Genomic DNA, 16,434 nt, shown 5'->3' with positions numbered 1-16,434 from the left:
ATTTCTTTTTATGTTGCTTATATTAAATTCAGTTGGTTTTAGCTGTAATTCACTTGAGATTACATTTTGAATGGATGCATAGTGCTTAAATTCTGAATTAAGCTTTTCATGGACAATATAAAGAGCAGTAACCATAACAAGGACCATTCCTACTACCATTCCTATAAACCCTTTTTTAGTTTTTGATTTTTCACTTATTGCCATTAACAAAATACCTGCTATAGCAATAGCCAAGCAAACAACTACTTTAAATGTCATAAAAATCTCCCCCTTTCTATACATATAGTGACATGCTCAATGAATACAAGAGAACTTATCACCTATATTCATTGAGTGAATCCAGAAACATAATATCATTTTATATAAATTAATAGTTATTGTTTCTTTACTATTCCATCTACATTTATCGTTCCTTCAGATGTTTGTACGTAATAAATACCTACAGAAGTAGTTGCTATATAACGGTTATCCTTATCACTCTCTTTTTCAATAATAACGTCATCATTGTTAATATTTAACTTTTTAGCAACTGCTTTTTTAACTTCAGATATAATATTTTTCTCCCTTATATTCGTTTTTTCTTCACTTTCTTTGATATCATGTAATGACTCACTATCCTTTATTTTTTCAACCTTGAATAAAGTTCCATTCGGGTTAAAATAAAATTTATATCTATTAGTTTTTGTTGCCACTTCATATATATCATCATCTCTATTTACGATTTTATATTCAGAATCATCCACATGTAATTCTTTTGTAATTGCATTATTGATTTTTTCGCCCCTCTCTATATCAGCCTTTGAAATCGGATAGGTTATTAGAATAAACCCGATGAAAATCGCAATTACTCCGAAAAACACCCCATCACCATATCGAATGGCTGAAATAAGTATGCTTGTTCCTACCAATAACAATAACCCTCCAACTAAAATACACAAAAACGTTATAACTCCACTCACATTAAACACCTACATTCATTTTTAGAAGTCCTATCCAATTGTTATAACTCATCTTATAATTCCGAAACTTTACCATTCGATAGAATATGAACCTTATATTGGCATGGTTCCTCAACTTTTGGCTCTTCTATTTTTTTAGAGAAATATTCAATAGCTTTTTTAATTGTTTCATTTATTTCTTCAGGAGTTAACGGTCTTTTAATTCTAAAACTATCCATATCTATAATAAATTCATTCGTATTTAAAGTTTTTGCTACGACTTTAAAATCTATAGCTCCATCCTCTTTTAAACAGTTATTATTCTCTGCCCATTCTTTTGTTACTACAAATAGATTATCTAATCCCATGTTTCATAGCCCCTCTCCCTATATACTTTTTCATTTCATTGACTACTTTTTCAGGAGTTACGATATCTTCCATTCCTGTACCTTTTAATTGTGGAGCAACATTTAAATCAACCGCTAATAACTCTTTCCCATCTTTAACATAATCAATTGCTACCAATGGGAACTCATATGGGTCTAAAATCCCTTCAAAGGAAGGCATTCGTGACCAACAATCAACAATAGTAATTTCAACGTCTCCTACATTACTTCTCCAGTCATTCTTACTGCGATAATCCAGTATCGTCTTTCTACGGCCAACATTTAAAACTCTCCAACTCTCACCCAAATTCCCACAAAATAAGGTGCAGAAAGTATCTATTGGATAGGTTTCTAATGCTTCTATTAATGAGATTCGAATTTTCCCTTCCCCTTGATGTTTGCTAATATCTGTGTGAACAACCACTTCGGCATGTAAAGGGTATTTCTTTGCCATTTCATGAAGGTAACCATAAGGAACGGTTTTAATGCCTTTAGAAGACATGTAATCAAACATCTGCGGACGATTCATTCCCATATCATGTTTTCGTAAAAAAGGCACTCCACTTCCATCAAAATGATGGTCATAATAATCATGAAAATTCGTAATTAACTTCACTTCTCTACTCATGTTTATCTTCCTCTCTTTTAATCAGAACAACTATCTGAATCACTACCACCACAATCATTTGAACCAGAACCTTCTATCTCATTCGAACCCCATCCCCCTGTTTTTACCAGGTCATCATCACTTAAAGCTGTATGCGTTGGATTTAATGGATGTAACGGATTTGTTATAGTTCCTGAATACATTTCATTAACTCTTTTATTTTTGGCAGAAGTTACAGCTCTTTCTGGAACTTTATAACCCGTTTTGCCTGAATTCGTAGTACCAATCACAAGGTTATGAAACTGGCGTTCTTTTTGACTTTCTAAAATATCCATTGGCATTCCACGAGCCATACTTTCTTGTTTCTTTTTATTTAAACGATTTTTTCTAAATCTCTTAAAAAACAAATTCATTCACTTCCTTTATGTCAATGTTAATCCATGACAATCATACATCTTTTCATTGACTATTGTCAATGAAATAAAACTAAAAAAAGACACATCTTTATTGACATGCCTTAAAAATATGAACTACCCTTTACACTTCTTAGATGATTTCTTATGACTGTTTTACCATCGCTTTAATAGTCGTAGCACTCTCTTCTGTTTCTACCACGTATTTACCTGTTGATGTAATAGCTGTGTATACATTCTCTTTATCTTTTGTTACTACCACTTCATCTAATTTTAATTGTAACTTCTCTGAAACTAATTTTCTCACTGCTTCAGTATCACTTGTTTTAGATTCATTTGCTTTATCATTATTATCTTTCATAGAATCTTTATTGTTATTTTCTTTTGTTACTTCATATTTTATAATATCTGCTGATATTGATTTGAATGTGAACTTATATGTAGCATCTTTTGTAATTGCGATAAAATCCCCTTTTTCATCCTTGAATTCAATTTGTGACCTTGGAATGTTCAACTTGTTGGCAATCGCAGTTTCACGACTATCTTCTTGAAAATCAATATAGCCTAATATCCCAAAGAAGATAGCTAACAATACTCCAAGGAATAAAGTCATTGCTTCTTCTTCTCTTATACCCCACACGACTCCAACTACAAAACATAGAATTGATGCAATAAATAACAAAATAAACATTTCACTTACACTCCTTTAAATTTCTCTTTAACCTTGTTTTACCATCGCTTTTATAGAAATCGAATTTTCTTCAGTCTCTACTACATACTTTCCTGATGATGTAATAGCTGTATATACGTTCTCTCTATCTCCTGTTACTACCACTTCATCTTTTCGTAGATTCAGCTTGTTAGCTACCATCTCTCTTACTTTTTCTTCATTTTTCAGTGAAGATTCATTCGATTCCTTAGCATCTTCTTTTTTATCATCTATTTTTTTCCACTTGATAATAGAACTTGAATCAGATTTAAACTCATACTGGTAATTTTTATCTTTTGTACTTACATATACATTTGTTTGATAATGTATAAAATTAATTTTTTCTTTATCCTCATCTAATTTCCCCGCAATAACCATTTCTCGCTCATTTTTTAAGGAAGCGGATTGATAAAATGAGAACCCCATTATAATGGCAAATACAGATATGACCATTATTAAATATTCCATTCCATCAATAATATAGTCATTGTCAGTAAATGCATATGCAATAGATAAACACAGAACAATCCCCCAAACTATCGTCCAAACCATCCAAAACAACATTAATAACATCCTTCCTTTCATTATTGAGTAAACTTTTCTTACAAAAGAATAACACTTTTTATATACTATAGTCAACGAAAAAAACGGCATTCATATTGAATGCCATCTAAAAACGATTCCCACTTTTATACTGTTCTTTTTAATTTAATGCTGTAAATATAGAACATGACAGAAGAAATTAACGAGATAACTCCCAACAAGACTCCACCTACAAAAGAGACATATTGATTCGTGATAGCTCCAATAAATAACAAAATTGATAAGATACACAATAAAAGGGAACATACTCTGTTTATTAAGACTTGTTTAGAATTCAGCATAGTCCCCTCCTTTCCAAGGTTATCTTCATAACTTTTGTTAGCTATGATAATCAATAAGTTCTGCTATTTTTCGTAAAACTCCAGAATTCTTGCACAATTTTACTTTATGCCCGATATTTTCCCTATTTGCATATAACCAACACTCTTCTTCTACTTCTTTCTCAGTAGTATAGAAATTAGGTCTATCCTTTCTACACCACTTTAGTATCTCTGCATCTTCCGACAGAGTTCTTCCAATAATCCAATACAATTCATTTTGGCTAATAATGTAGCCCTCAACAAAACGTTTCTTCATAGGAAGGTGCCAATTTTCCCACGTTAAAGGTTCCAATATCCATACCTTATCTCCAATCTTCAAATTCCAGTCACATCTCCTTTTTCTTATAATCCATGAAATAAAACCCTGTTTTTCCTCCATTGTTAAATACAAAATGATGATAAGAAAAATAATCTTTCTTAAAAATCCAATCATCAACACCAGGAAAGTTTCTTGTGATTTTATCCACGTCTGATTTTTTATCACCATCATTAACATGTGGAATATAAATGTTTAGCTCTAATGGGTTTAATTTATTTATTTGATTCACTGTTTGAAACTGAACCAATCGAATATTCTCTCTGTTTTTCAACACATTTTTTTCTTCCTTATCTACATGTAATAAACATAATAAATAAATCACATTTCTTTCTGCTGATAAGCTCGCAATTTTTTCAAACACATTTCTTAGAAACAGCTTTTTTTGACTATATTTCGCTCCTGCTAATGAAGATGTATTTAAGCTCAAGATGTTAATATCACTCTTAGTAAATACCTTTATTTTTTCTTCTACATCAGTTGTTCTTTTAGCATCAATATCCATTACTGTATACTTATGATAATGGGATAGATAACCTGCTATTTGTTCTGTTGTTGTAATTAATTTAGCAGGTACTCCCTGTTCTTGATACGCCTGAAATAAGTGATGTAGGAATAGTCCTTGTCCACAGATAGCATTGTTATAAAACTTATTCCACACATTAATATCTTTCATATCCCGTAGAAAATCCTTAAAAAGTAATTCATTATTGAATTTCCCCTTATATCTATCACACAATACTTTTCTAAATGGAGCTTTCATGTGAATAGTTAAATTATGAATCTCTGAGTCAATACTGCCTAACAATAATCCCAAACCATTCATACTTACACCCCCCTAAAGTTAATTGTCACATTTAAATCATACTTATTTTATTTACTATAGTCAATAAATACAATGCGGAGTATTCCAATAAACACAAAAAAGACACCCTTTATTGGATGTCTTCCTTATTAATCTTGATAATTTAAAATATCCGCAATTTGTTTTAACTTACCATAATCATTGCATCTATCTAATTTATCTTTAATTTTATATCTATGATTATGAATCCAACAAGCCTGTTCTACTTCTTCCTCTGAAATAAAAAATGTGCGGTCTTTCTTTTTTAGTTTCACACCTATATCTGGTGAAGTATCCATGCGATATCCAACTAACCCTTGTCTCACCGATAATATACCGTTCTACAAATTTCGCTCTAAAATTCGGTCTATATGATTTATTCCCATTTTCATCATTTCATCCTCCATCAATTAATTTTAATAAATACCTGTTTTATGTATTCGAAACATTATAGAAAACTAATTTATATTTTATGCGGATAAAATTTGAGATGTTTTATTAATAATCTCTTCAATGTCCTCTTTGGATAAGTGAATGTGCCCTCGATTATATCTATCTTTTTTCACATTATCATATTCGATTTCTACCCTTACTAATGCCTTGTCTCTTTCTAAATTCACAAGAAAAATACTATGTTGCCCTGCAAACTCCCAGGATTGACCATGTGTATCAACATCTTCCTTATTCATTTTCTGTAAGTAGTTAACTAAAATTTCTTGAATAGCAGAAAACTTGGGGTATGTTATGCATAAAGACACTGGATTCTCATCAAATGTTTGACCTGTTATTTTAAACTCAATGCGATTTCTATCCTCTTCTTTATTTACTGCTATCTTTGTCTTTTTATAAAAATCCTCAAATATCACATCAGTATGTAGTGCTTCAATTTTTGATATAGCATTTACTTCTCGTAATGGTTCTAATTCGACTGTCTTTACTGCCTTTACCATTTTTTCAACTTCTTCTTTTGTCTCTTCTTTCACTTCTTCTCCTATTTCATTCTTTACTACTTCCGTTACTTCTTCTCGCTGTTCTTCAACAACATCTTCTTGAATTCCGTTTAGTAAGAATTGAGATTGTTGTTCATTTAAATAAAATAATGATTCTTGTTGGATATCTTCACTCTTTTTAACTAACTTAATCTCAATCCATCTATTCTCTTCATTCAATGACAATTGTAGTTCTGCTTTCTTTGATGGAAAATTCCAGTATTCACTAAAAACCGAAATGTTAGCTCCGTTCATTTTACGCAAATAATTGTAAATAACCTTTTGCATTTTTTTTACTTTGAATCTTGTGATTGATAGAGATATAGGTCGTTCATTCATATTCAAGTTTTTCATACTTAAATTTATACTACCCTTTTGTTTCTGCTCTTCAATCATTAATGACGTGTGATTCAAATTATCTTGAAACTTCACCTGACTCCCTCCCAAATTACCTCTAATTCATACGATACACATTTTATATGCTTTGTTCAATATCGAATACGTGATATTTAATGGACATTTGTTAAGATTCAAATCCTATAGGATTCATATTGCCATCATCTAAATCTATTTCTCTATTGATTAGGCTACTACTTTTAAAAACTATAGTCAATAAAAACATTATTGCATAAGATATCCACTCCCTTTTATTCTTTGTATAGCAAAATAAAAAGCAGAGGAATTATCCCCTGCTCTTATTTAGCGTACTCGATTTCTGTATAAAATGGTTTTATCACTTCTTCTAACCTATAATGTTTTAAAATGGTCTTTTCAAAATAGTGACGTACAAAAGAATTAAAAATTATTTCTTTCCCTTCTTTTCCATAAGTCTTACTTACTTGACGATACTCTTGCATTAAATCTTCTATTTTATCATTTACTAAATCAGCAAAATCAATTAAATCTATATTTTTCTTTGACACTCTTTCTACACTAAGTAAAACATCCGTTGCTACCACTGTTATTTCTATAATATCTAATTGTTCCATACTAAAAGCTCCTTTATCTAAATTCATTTATTAATACCTCTAAAACAATTCATTATCTCGATACACATCTGTTGGATAACGATAATTACCTGTGTCTTCTTCAATATTAAAATAAAATCTATATAACCCATCATTGTATTCTTGTTCTTCCTGGCTTAACTTTGCCTCTGTTTTGTACTCTGCTACAACAAACTCATAGCTACCATGTTCATCAGTCCAGGTAAATACTTGCTCTGCATCTGATTGAGTCCAATCATCACCATATGTATCTCTTATACTTTCTATTCTACCTTGATATTTTAAGCCCAAGTTGTAGTGCTCGTATATCTCTTTTTTCCCAAAGACCATAATAGTTCTACCATTATCTTTAACCAGATAATGAATATCCTTAGCCTTCATATATTTTTCTTTCACTGTCTTTACGTTCTCAATAGTAACGTCCCTTAAAGTTTTTTCAGAAAAACGATATGTATATGGTCTTTTATGAAACTTCACTTGACCTATAGCCTCTTCACTCATCATTCCTATCCAACCACGCTTACTATTCTTTAATGCCTGTACATTTCCTGAAATTTCATCTACCTCACATTTGATAGAATTTTTTTCATTTACAGAAACATATACTTCATTCAGAAATTGTAAATACTTATTATCTTTTGTTTTTTTAATTCTTTCACACAGTTTTTCATCTGTTAATAAAGCCTCGATAAATACCCTGTGCGCTTCATATTCACACTGTAATCCATTTAATAATTCCTCTGGTGTAACTTCAACAATAGATTCCATCAATAATTCTTTCACACTTTTACTTTGATTTGTCATAACTTCTCGTCTCCTTTAATGATATCATTTCAACACCTGTTTTACCAAATTTATAAAAATACCTTATCTCTATAATCTATGTATTATACTGCTAAAAATTAAGGAAGATTCATAAATAAATATAGAAAAAAGCACATGTTATATGTGCTTTTAAAAGACAAAAGTGCTTGAGTAATACATTAATTTTCTTTTTTCTTTTTCATATCCAAGACATATAGTTCTGAGTTTAAATAGTGTTCCTCATCTGCCTTTCTTTGCTTGTCCTTCTCACGAAGCATAGTTCTGTACTCTTCAACACTCATTCCCAAATCCCTTGCCCTAACCATTTCCACATCTTCCACCATCTTTATAATAGAGTTTCCGAACATACTTTTTCCTCCATACAATTATTATTTTTATAGAATACCAATTTATCATCCGCTATTTATTTACACGTAATTATTTGATTTAATCATACAATATTAAAATTTCTACGTATATAAAAATACACCTAACAATATAGTTAGATGTATTTACCCCTATCATATACTTTTTATTTACTATGCAATTCTTTTTTACATGCAAAATACTTCTTTGTAGTCGAAATATTTAAATACACAGTGTAACAGAAAATAATAAATAATATTGCATACACAGTATAAGATAACCATTTAGAACTATCAAAATAAACCTCTAAAGTAGTACAGACAATTACTGAAAGGAATGATACAATTGCATACATCAATAAAGATTCGTTATTTTCGTCCATTTCCTCTTTCAGCATTTCTAATTCTTTTTGATTTTCACTATACATCTTTATACATCCCTTCTTCAAAAAGACACAAATAAATGTTTCTGTGTCTCACCATTATTATAATTCAATTTCTATGAAATACCTATTCTATATATTTGTTTTTTATTATAGTTATTAAAATTTGAAAATATATCAAACTATAGTTTAAAAAACAAAACAAAAAGCAAACTATCATATGTGTACTTTTTAAGTGCATCTATAATAAATATTTTTTTCATTACTAAAAAATATATGTATTAAAGTAAATTTCTTATTGATTTTTAACCTTAACTATATACAATTTTTATATTTAATTTATATATAGTTAATAAAAATGAAAAATACGTAAAAACAAATTTCATATTACTTATCCCTTTAGTTCAATTAAAATATTCATTTTCTCGCCATTCTGGGCTATTCTTGTGTAATAGTGAAGAATATTACCTTTTAATATCTTGTAATCATGTACATAATCCTCAATAAACACACCTTCACGATGTTTCAAATGTAAATCTTCCAATCTTTCCACTGGTTTTCCTGTCAGAGGATTGAATTTACATGAATCCCACATCAACTGCTCATCATACACACTCCATATTCTCTTTATATCTCTTCCTTCTATATTATATGCATTTAAATCTAATGTTCCCCCAACTTGAATATCTAATATAATCCTCTTCATTTTATTCCCTCCAAAAGATTTTCTGCTTTCCGAACTTGTGCATTCACTAAAATCCCTACTATGATAGATAACATTCCAATTAAACTTTTAAAATATATTTTGATTTTTTGTTATCCCGTTCCTCTTTAATAAGTAGATGGACATATTATACAACATATTCTCACATATATGGATATATATAGTCTACTAAAATGTTCGATAATGATATATTATCAAACATTTTTTAGAAATTAAAGAATATATCCTTATATAGCTATCTATAATTTATTAAGAATAATTATAAAAAAGGGTTTTGACAAAAATGAATTATAAAGGAGATACCAACATGAGAAAACTCTGGATTTACACAGGAAAAGAATATAATTTACGGACAAATTCAACCTGACCATTCACCTTAGCCTTACAACGATAGGTGCATTATTAGGATACGAACATGATGCTCTTGAATGAGTGGATTATTCAAACCAGAAATATTAGGAAGGAACTACTCCTTCTACTAATATATTTGATAAACACATATATGCTCTTTATGAGTGGGCAGTATTCCTCCATTACATATGGAAGAACTGCACGAAATGGTTCTTATGTCATTTCAATGATATAAGTCTACGATAATTACATTATGTAAACATTATAGTAAAAGGGATTCAAATTTTTGATTCATTGTATACAATCTATATTATATATAGGAAGAAAAATTTAAATTTAAATGTTTAGAAATATATTAGATGAGAACTTTAAGCTAAATCGGTCAATGTATTCTTATAAAATACATTGAAAAAAGAACACCTGTTTGCTATAATAAGAACAGATGTTCCGAATAATTAATTATTCACAAACTCGAATTAGAATTAACTCATAGCAATCTTTATATGAGTATTGTCTATAGTATATAAAAGTGAATTTTCCTAATAAAAAGAAAATGCCTCATTATTCATATCTTTTTATTATGAAACGTTGATATTACAATATAGTTCAACTGTTTTTACCATCAGATGGGACTTTCAGTGTTGATATTTTTAAAAAATTCATTGACTATATTCGAGATTTTGTTATAATTAATACGGAAACTTGCAGTTCATCCCGTTCGTGGATAATCTAAATATATATATATAACATATAATCAAGGAGTGGAAGTTCGTTATGACAGTTAACAAAGTAAAACAATATGTGAAGGCACTTATCCTAACAGAAGAGGATTTTATTCAAACTATAGAGGATACACTACTTGTAGATGGCATTTCAATTCGTTTGGTTAAGTCGAAGAGTGGAAACATGGAAGAAAAACTTTTCATTCCTGTGCTACCTGAACGTTTTAAATCAGATGCGGAATTACATAACCATTTTGACAAAGAAGTTGTCTATATTGAAGATGAAGTGGATGGCGAAATTGGTATTAGTATGAATCTTATTGATTCTAAGAATATCTTAGAAAAGGTGTATAGCACTTCTTTAACTGGAGAATACACATCACGAGATTTTGATGGTTTTACAGGTTCTTATGACGCATTCTTCTTCACAATGGCTTAATAGTTCTTTGTTTTTTTATTTTTAATATCTTTATATCTTTATATTCTTTATATACTTTATCCAACACATGTGATTTATTTGGCGATGAATCTCATGTGTTTTTTTATATTATATATCTATCAATATGCTATACACACTATCCCGATTAAACGTAACATAAACATTATATATAATAGACCCCCATTTAGTCAACGATTACTACCTTACATTTCGACATTTATCGACATATTTCTGTAATATTCTATGGAATCTTTACAAAATGTTTACATTTAAACCATATTTTTCTTTATATTAATTAAATAAACATATTACTTGACTATTACTTTATGAAATATTTAATATGGCTTACATATAGAATTATACAATTTTTGTGTGTTTTTTTCTTGTACTTTTTGTGTTTTTTGATAAAAAAACATGTTGAGCACACATAAAACACACATAAAACACACAAAATGCATCTTAAATGGTTTTTTTTGGGATAATAAAAAAGAATGTATCTACTACATTCTTTTTATTATTTGATTAACTTACAGGTTTTGTTATTTTTGTTTTCTCCAACCAATTTGACAGTGTATAGACGAGCAAACAAGTCATAGAGTCAAACGGATTGATTGTTCCTACAAAAATTGCCTTTACAATCAAGATGCCTGTAGCAATTAATCCAAATGCACGAAATAGAACATATAAATCCCTTGTTTCTTTCTGGGAAAACAAAAACAAGCTCCCCATCATCATACCTAAAAATAATAACGCTGATAGAAATGGCATCACTAAATGAGCAATTAACAGTAATCCTCCAAAATAAATTACCATTTCCCTCCCTCTAACATAAAGACCATAACATTTGTTTTTAAATAAAGCAGACATGGTTGTAGTTACATTCCAAGTTAATAAATTGATATTATTTGTGTATTTGAATGGATACGTATTATAAAAAAATAGAGTAATAAGTATCAAATATCCACCTGAAAACATTTCTCCAAACATTCCATTTGCCATAGATAAGAACAATACATATACACCTGTTAAGAAAAGCAAAATAAATGGTATTTCACTCTTAGAAAAAGATAGCTTTCTCATCTTCCATCCTATCGGAGGTTTTTTTACTTTGTTTTTTTCTGCTTCTTCTTTCTCCATTTTCTCAACTTCTTTAAATTTTGTGTTATAAGGGATAGTTCCTTTCTCATCTGTCCCTATCCCTTTTTCATCTTTTAAGTTTTTTTTAAAACTATCTGCTCGAATCAATTCCTACACCCCCTACATATTTTCTCTCCATTATATGTACATTAGAAATATTCTACTATTAAAACCATATCTGAGTACGTCTCAGTAAAACCCCTCCGAAACATAAACCTATATAACTTCAAAAATCACTTAAACCGCACAGAAATTCATACACAAAAAATAGTAGTTTACTCAAATTTAGAGGTTGTGATACCATAATTTTAAAGAAGGTGAAATCATGTTACATTCATTTAATATAGAACGTTCAATTGAAGATTTTTTACTTTACTTAGAAGGACTAAGATATGCACCAAACACAATCAAAAGTTATCGTTTTGATTTAGAAGGATTTTTCACATTTGCCATTCCACACAACAAATCTATGGATTTTGAGTTTAAAAGATTAGAACAACTACTATTGTTGTACATCAATAGTTTGCGTGTATACAACAACACGAGTGAATATGAAATCTCAACATTAAATCGAAAAAGGGCCTGTTTTCGTAAATACATTAAATTTCTGAATAAGTGGGAATATATTTCCTCTGATTTCTCTCATAAAATTGAATCTATGAAAAACAAAAAAAATCCCAACAAAGATATATTAAATCACGAAGAAGTTGCAAAGGTTCAATATTACTTAGATTCCATTCAGACATCCCCTTGGCTTACACCTAAAAAGCAAGAAAAGTATATACGCAATCGTTTTATCTTTTATACACTTTTATATTCAGGTTTACGTGTGTCTGAACTTACAAATTTAAGATGGAAACATTTTAACATCACGGAAGGTATGATTATAGTAGATGAAGGTAAAGGGAATAAAAACAGAACTATTCCTATACATGAAGAATTAGTTAAAGAGTATGATACGTATAAATCATCTCTTCTCTCTATGTATGGCGAGGAACATCCTATATTAACAGGATACCTATTCCCAAGAAACGAAAAACACCCTGATATTTCATTAACTACAAAAACAATTCGATTAATCATTCGAACAATTGTAAAGGAATCGTCTATCGTAGATAAACATATTTCCCCACACAATTTACGGCACACTTTCGCATCTTATAGTGTATTAAACAACATTTCAATTCCTGTCCTCTCTTCTATACTTGGACATTCTAAAAAATCCATTACGATGGATATATATGCTCATGTTATTGATGATAAACAAAAAGAAAACGAACTAAAAAAACTATCCTTTCGCTCTGGTTGATTCCAGAGTGTTTTTTTATTACAAAACCTTATTTTATTGACTATAGTAAATAAAAATGTTAATATAGTCATATTGAAAACACAATTGAATATACAGCAGGAGGGTTTTATGAAAAAATTTAAGTTTAAAAAACCTAATAAGAAATGGCGTAATTTCTTATTATTTCTTACATGTTTCTTAATTATTGTAGGTCCGTTTATTTACCCACATTTTACGGAACAGCCTAAAGAAATATCGTATACTACCTTTACGAAAATGCTAAAAGAAAAGCAAGTAAAAGAAGTTACGATAATAAAAGGAACTGGCTCTATCGTATTAACAGATAAAGCAAATAAGGAATTCAAAACAGATAATCCTCGCCATGAAACATTTAAGAAAGACTTACTTGAGACTGGTCTTCATGTAGAAGAACATACTCCAGTTGATTTAGGTAAGTTAAGTGCTACAATTCTTTCAGTGGGTCTAACTGCCTTTATTGCTTTTGCTTTATTAAAGCAATTAGCAAGTGGTTCATCTAAGAAAACATCAGAACCTGCTATTATAGATAAGAAGATTTCTTTGAAAAATGTCGCAGGAAACAAAGGGATTAAAAAAGATTTAACATTACTTGTTGATTTCTTAAAAAACTCCAAAAAGTTTTCGAACCAAGGTGCAGTAATGCCAAAGGGTGTCCTTTTATATGGTCCACCAGGAACAGGTAAGACTTTGATTGCAAAAGCATTAGCAGGTGAAGCAAATGTACCATTTTTCAGCATTTCGGGTTCCGATTTTCTTGAGAAATATGTAGGTGTTGGTGCTTCCCGTGTACGTGATTTATTTGCAAATGCAAAGAAACATGCTCCATGTATCGTATTCATTGATGAGTTAGATGCAGTTGGGGGTAGTCGTGAAGGTGATGAAAACTCTGAAAGAATTCAAACAATTAACGCCCTTCTTTCTGAAATGGATGGATACTCTTCTTCAAGTGGTGTATTAGTCATCGCAACAACAAATCGTATTGAATCATTAGACGAAGCTCTTATTCGAGCAGGACGATTTGACAAGCATGTGATGATTCCATTACCTCAAAATCCTCAAGAGCGTGAAGAAATCATTCATATTCATGCAGAGGGAAAAGTCTTTGCAGAAGATGTTTCCTTTAGTAACTTAGCAAAACAAACAATTGGATTTAGTGGTGCAGATATCAAATCTCTATTAAATGAAGCTGTTCTTATTTCTATCCAAGATGGAAAAGATGCGATTGATATGAATTGTATTGATAAAGCTTTATTTAAGGTCATCATGAAAGGTCATCCAAATGAGGATATGCCACGAAGCAAAGAGGAAATTCGATTAGTAGCTTATCATGAAGCTGGTCACGCCCTTGTTGCGAAGTTAATAACAGATATCTCAGTTCCTAAAGTAACGATTATTTCTTCCACTTCTGGTGCAGGAGGCGTAACTTTCTACAGCCCTTCTAAATCAGGACTACATACGATTGAAGAGTTGAAGAATGAAATCAAACGAGCATACGGTGGTCGAGTAGCTGAATATTTACTGTTTAATGACAACCAAAAAGTAACAACAGGTGCTCATAATGATATCTTGCAAGCTACTAAGAAAATCAAAGAAATGATTTCTTCCTATGGTATGGATGAATCAATTGGCATGTTAAATCTTAATGTGTTAAAGGGTGATGAAAGCTCAATCTTAGAACGTGCAACGAAGTTATCAAGCCAACTTTACGATGAGACTGTTCAACTTCTTACAGACAATCGACATCTATTAGATGCCATTGCAGAAGCCCTAATCGAAAAAGAAACATTATCAGAAGAAGAATTGGATGCTATTATCAGTGAACATTCTGATGTACGAATTGCAAGTTAAAAGAGAGAGTTTATCTCTCTTTTTTATAACTATATTAAGGGAATACATAGCAAAAAAGGAGTATGAATTATCATGCTCCTTTTACCTATTTATAGATTATTATTCAATTTCTCATAGTAAAATACCCAAATTGGATATCCACTTGAGACATTACAGCATTCCATAATTACAGTTAGCTTCACTTTTTCACCAAAATATTTACTTAGGAATTTCTCAATATCTTCTGGTTCTCTTCCATTAAATCCTTGTCTATGATTTCCCCAAACATCCATACAACACTCTTCAAACTTCTTGTAATCCCACTGTAAAAGCCTATCTGAGTAAACTGTATGGCTTTTTGCTTCAACATAATCTTTTTTCCACACTACATATGGGTCATAGCTATACGGATACTCTCTTTTCGTTTTCTTTACAGGATTACCGTTGAGGTCTACATATCCATTATTCACAAAAATTACTCCATCTTCTGTTTCATAATACATAATCTACTCTCTCCCTTTTCTACTAATAATTGATTCTTCTTGAATGAATTCCCTAAAATACCTCTTTTATATCAATATGTTTATTATATTCTTTTTAGATAAAAAAAATAAAACAAGGCAAAATAAAAAAAGCGTTACGCATCATTGCTTGATGCTTGTAACACTTTATTTAATCCCCATATCCACAATCATGTTTGGACATCTCTTTTTTAATTCTTTTACAAACTTCTCTTGCTCTTTAGGAGAAATCTTTATACTGCCAAACGGTGCTAACTTATAAAAAATCTCAATAGCATCTGATGAACCTACGATTCTATAGCCCATAATAATATTTCTCGCTTTTGTTACTTTTTGAATATCCTCATATGCAATATAAGAACGAAAAATACCTCCTTGCACGAGCAGATAATCTTTTTCCATCACATATTTAATATCAATAAATAGCTTTCCTAAAAAATAGGTAAACATGAATCCCATCACGAGAAACGCCAAACTACCACCGATAAATTCTTGTTGTTGAGACATGATATCCCCTAATGGAATACCTATTGTCGATAGTCCTATAGAAACCGTTAGAAACACCATAAAGCTTGTTAATAGGATTCCTCTCTTTGTTTTAAATAACATGACACACACCTCTTCCTTCTTCAATTCATATCAAATCACATTGTCATTATAATTACATACCTATAAAAACATAACTATTTTCCTTCTCAATCT

21 protein-coding genes and 1 pseudogene are annotated in these 16,434 nt (G+C 30.3%); 3 read left to right on the top strand and 19 right to left on the bottom strand.

Translation table 11 applies throughout. The annotated features are described in order from the left end of the window. The 16 genes and pseudogenes from MR160_RS28485 to MR160_RS28410 form a co-directional block, all read right to left on the bottom strand. A pseudogene (locus tag MR160_RS28485) lies at window positions 1-258 on the bottom strand (hypothetical protein); the annotation flags it as partial. A 116-nt stretch (window positions 259-374) separates the two neighbouring features. Next, entirely contained in the window at window positions 375-959 is a 585-nt protein-coding gene (locus MR160_RS28480) for a hypothetical protein (RefSeq protein WP_242298707.1), read from the bottom strand. A 53-nt stretch (window positions 960-1,012) separates the two neighbouring features. Then, window positions 1,013-1,306, bottom strand: coding sequence for a hypothetical protein (locus MR160_RS28475; protein ID WP_144536888.1), 294 nt, complete (start codon window positions 1,304-1,306; stop codon window positions 1,013-1,015). Further along, window positions 1,293-1,952: a hypothetical protein gene (locus tag MR160_RS28470; RefSeq protein ID WP_242298706.1), complete on the bottom strand. Its 660-nt coding sequence runs from the start codon at window positions 1,950-1,952 to the stop codon at window positions 1,293-1,295. Before MR160_RS28470 ends, MR160_RS28475 begins: the two co-directional genes overlap by 14 nt. A 17-nt stretch (window positions 1,953-1,969) precedes the next feature. Further along, complete coding sequence (locus MR160_RS28465; protein WP_242298705.1) at window positions 1,970-2,344, bottom strand: hypothetical protein; 375 nt, start codon at window positions 2,342-2,344, stop codon at window positions 1,970-1,972. A 145-nt stretch (window positions 2,345-2,489) separates the two neighbouring features. Beyond that, window positions 2,490-3,035 (bottom strand): hypothetical protein, encoded by a 546-nt coding sequence (locus MR160_RS28460; protein WP_242298704.1) that lies wholly within the window; start codon window positions 3,033-3,035, stop codon window positions 2,490-2,492. A gap of 27 nt (window positions 3,036-3,062) precedes the next feature. Next, the gene (locus tag MR160_RS28455) at window positions 3,063-3,617 is read right to left on the bottom strand and encodes a hypothetical protein (RefSeq protein ID WP_242298700.1); all 555 of its coding nucleotides are present in this window, start codon (window positions 3,615-3,617) and stop codon (window positions 3,063-3,065) included. A gap of 357 nt (window positions 3,618-3,974) precedes the next feature. After that, window positions 3,975-4,295, bottom strand: coding sequence for a hypothetical protein (locus MR160_RS28450; RefSeq protein WP_242298699.1), 321 nt, complete (start codon window positions 4,293-4,295; stop codon window positions 3,975-3,977). A gap of 7 nt (window positions 4,296-4,302) precedes the next feature. Further along, the gene (locus MR160_RS28445; RefSeq protein ID WP_242298693.1) at window positions 4,303-5,118 is read right to left on the bottom strand and encodes a hypothetical protein; all 816 of its coding nucleotides are present in this window, start codon (window positions 5,116-5,118) and stop codon (window positions 4,303-4,305) included. Between the two features lie 128 nt (window positions 5,119-5,246). Then, window positions 5,247-5,462 (bottom strand): hypothetical protein, encoded by a 216-nt coding sequence (locus MR160_RS28440; protein WP_242298692.1) that lies wholly within the window; start codon window positions 5,460-5,462, stop codon window positions 5,247-5,249. A gap of 144 nt (window positions 5,463-5,606) precedes the next feature. Then, the gene (locus tag MR160_RS28435) at window positions 5,607-6,557 is read right to left on the bottom strand and encodes a hypothetical protein (protein ID WP_242298691.1); all 951 of its coding nucleotides are present in this window, start codon (window positions 6,555-6,557) and stop codon (window positions 5,607-5,609) included. 263 nt (window positions 6,558-6,820) lie between these two features. Next, window positions 6,821-7,114, bottom strand: a complete 294-nt coding sequence (locus MR160_RS28430) for a hypothetical protein (protein WP_061662835.1) — start codon at window positions 7,112-7,114, stop codon at window positions 6,821-6,823. Between the two features lie 39 nt (window positions 7,115-7,153). Next, window positions 7,154-7,936, bottom strand: a complete 783-nt coding sequence (locus tag MR160_RS28425; protein ID WP_242298690.1) for a hypothetical protein — start codon at window positions 7,934-7,936, stop codon at window positions 7,154-7,156. Between the two features lie 179 nt (window positions 7,937-8,115). Further along, complete coding sequence (locus tag MR160_RS28420) at window positions 8,116-8,304, bottom strand: hypothetical protein (protein ID WP_242298689.1); 189 nt, start codon at window positions 8,302-8,304, stop codon at window positions 8,116-8,118. A gap of 164 nt (window positions 8,305-8,468) precedes the next feature. Continuing rightward, entirely contained in the window at window positions 8,469-8,729 is a 261-nt protein-coding gene (locus MR160_RS28415) for a hypothetical protein (protein WP_242298687.1), read from the bottom strand. Between the two features lie 346 nt (window positions 8,730-9,075). Beyond that, entirely contained in the window at window positions 9,076-9,390 is a 315-nt protein-coding gene (locus MR160_RS28410; RefSeq protein ID WP_242298686.1) for a hypothetical protein, read from the bottom strand. A 1,143-nt stretch (window positions 9,391-10,533) separates the two neighbouring features. On the opposite strand from MR160_RS28410, the gene MR160_RS28405 reads away from it, so the two are divergent. Next, window positions 10,534-10,920 carry a hypothetical protein gene (locus tag MR160_RS28405; protein ID WP_098349593.1) on the top strand — a complete coding sequence of 129 codons (387 nt, stop codon included), beginning with the start codon at window positions 10,534-10,536 and terminating at the stop codon, window positions 10,918-10,920. Window positions 10,921-11,442: 522 nt separating this feature from the next. Here MR160_RS28405 and MR160_RS28400 read toward each other — a convergent pair. Then, on the bottom strand, window positions 11,443-12,165 hold the full coding sequence (locus MR160_RS28400) for a hypothetical protein (RefSeq protein ID WP_242298684.1): 723 nt from the start codon (window positions 12,163-12,165) through the stop codon (window positions 11,443-11,445). Between the two features lie 217 nt (window positions 12,166-12,382). On the opposite strand from MR160_RS28400, the gene MR160_RS28395 reads away from it, so the two are divergent. Continuing rightward, the gene (locus tag MR160_RS28395) at window positions 12,383-13,366 is read left to right on the top strand and encodes a tyrosine-type recombinase/integrase (protein WP_242298682.1); all 984 of its coding nucleotides are present in this window, start codon (window positions 12,383-12,385) and stop codon (window positions 13,364-13,366) included. Between the two features lie 108 nt (window positions 13,367-13,474). Continuing rightward, on the top strand, window positions 13,475-15,232 hold the full coding sequence (locus MR160_RS28390) for an ATP-dependent metallopeptidase FtsH/Yme1/Tma family protein (RefSeq protein ID WP_242298680.1): 1,758 nt from the start codon (window positions 13,475-13,477) through the stop codon (window positions 15,230-15,232). A gap of 89 nt (window positions 15,233-15,321) precedes the next feature. Here MR160_RS28390 and MR160_RS28385 read toward each other — a convergent pair whose 3' ends face one another. Next, the gene (locus tag MR160_RS28385) at window positions 15,322-15,714 is read right to left on the bottom strand and encodes a hypothetical protein (RefSeq protein ID WP_242298678.1); all 393 of its coding nucleotides are present in this window, start codon (window positions 15,712-15,714) and stop codon (window positions 15,322-15,324) included. Window positions 15,715-15,879: 165 nt separating this feature from the next. Beyond that, window positions 15,880-16,341, bottom strand: coding sequence for a PH domain-containing protein (locus MR160_RS28380; RefSeq protein WP_242298676.1), 462 nt, complete (start codon window positions 16,339-16,341; stop codon window positions 15,880-15,882). Window positions 16,342-16,434 lie beyond the last annotated feature (93 nt).

The sequence above is a fragment of the Bacillus cereus group sp. BfR-BA-01382 genome (assembly GCF_022663475.1).
GTDB classification, from domain to species: Bacteria; Bacillota; Bacilli; order Bacillales; family Bacillaceae_G; genus Bacillus_A; species Bacillus_A thuringiensis_S.
Note: the sequence above shows the minus strand (reverse complement) of the source record. Positions and strands in the feature narration are given on the sequence as shown.

Coding starts and splice junctions, on each gene's coding strand:
- MR160_RS28445 (WP_242298693.1), bottom strand. CDS start 5,118: ATGAATGGTTTGGGATTATTGTTAGGCAGTATTGACTCAGAGATTCAT.
- MR160_RS28420 (WP_242298689.1), bottom strand. CDS start 8,304: ATGTTCGGAAACTCTATTATAAAGATGGTGGAAGATGTGGAAATGGTT.
- MR160_RS28425 (WP_242298690.1), bottom strand. CDS start 7,936: ATGACAAATCAAAGTAAAAGTGTGAAAGAATTATTGATGGAATCTATT.
- MR160_RS28470 (WP_242298706.1), bottom strand. CDS start 1,952: ATGAGTAGAGAAGTGAAGTTAATTACGAATTTTCATGATTATTATGAC.
- MR160_RS28475 (WP_144536888.1), bottom strand. CDS start 1,306: ATGGGATTAGATAATCTATTTGTAGTAACAAAAGAATGGGCAGAGAAT.
- MR160_RS28410 (WP_242298686.1), bottom strand. CDS start 9,390: ATGAAGAGGATTATATTAGATATTCAAGTTGGGGGAACATTAGATTTA.
- MR160_RS28415 (WP_242298687.1), bottom strand. CDS start 8,729: ATGTATAGTGAAAATCAAAAAGAATTAGAAATGCTGAAAGAGGAAATG.
- MR160_RS28465 (WP_242298705.1), bottom strand. CDS start 2,344: ATGAATTTGTTTTTTAAGAGATTTAGAAAAAATCGTTTAAATAAAAAG.
- MR160_RS28430 (WP_061662835.1), bottom strand. CDS start 7,114: ATGGAACAATTAGATATTATAGAAATAACAGTGGTAGCAACGGATGTT.
- MR160_RS28460 (WP_242298704.1), bottom strand. CDS start 3,035: ATGTTTATTTTGTTATTTATTGCATCAATTCTATGTTTTGTAGTTGGA.
- MR160_RS28380 (WP_242298676.1), bottom strand. CDS start 16,341: ATGTTATTTAAAACAAAGAGAGGAATCCTATTAACAAGCTTTATGGTG.
- MR160_RS28390 (WP_242298680.1), top strand. CDS start 13,475: ATGAAAAAATTTAAGTTTAAAAAACCTAATAAGAAATGGCGTAATTTC.
- MR160_RS28405 (WP_098349593.1), top strand. CDS start 10,534: ATGACAGTTAACAAAGTAAAACAATATGTGAAGGCACTTATCCTAACA.
- MR160_RS28455 (WP_242298700.1), bottom strand. CDS start 3,617: ATGTTGTTTTGGATGGTTTGGACGATAGTTTGGGGGATTGTTCTGTGT.
- MR160_RS28395 (WP_242298682.1), top strand. CDS start 12,383: ATGTTACATTCATTTAATATAGAACGTTCAATTGAAGATTTTTTACTT.
- MR160_RS28385 (WP_242298678.1), bottom strand. CDS start 15,714: ATGTATTATGAAACAGAAGATGGAGTAATTTTTGTGAATAATGGATAT.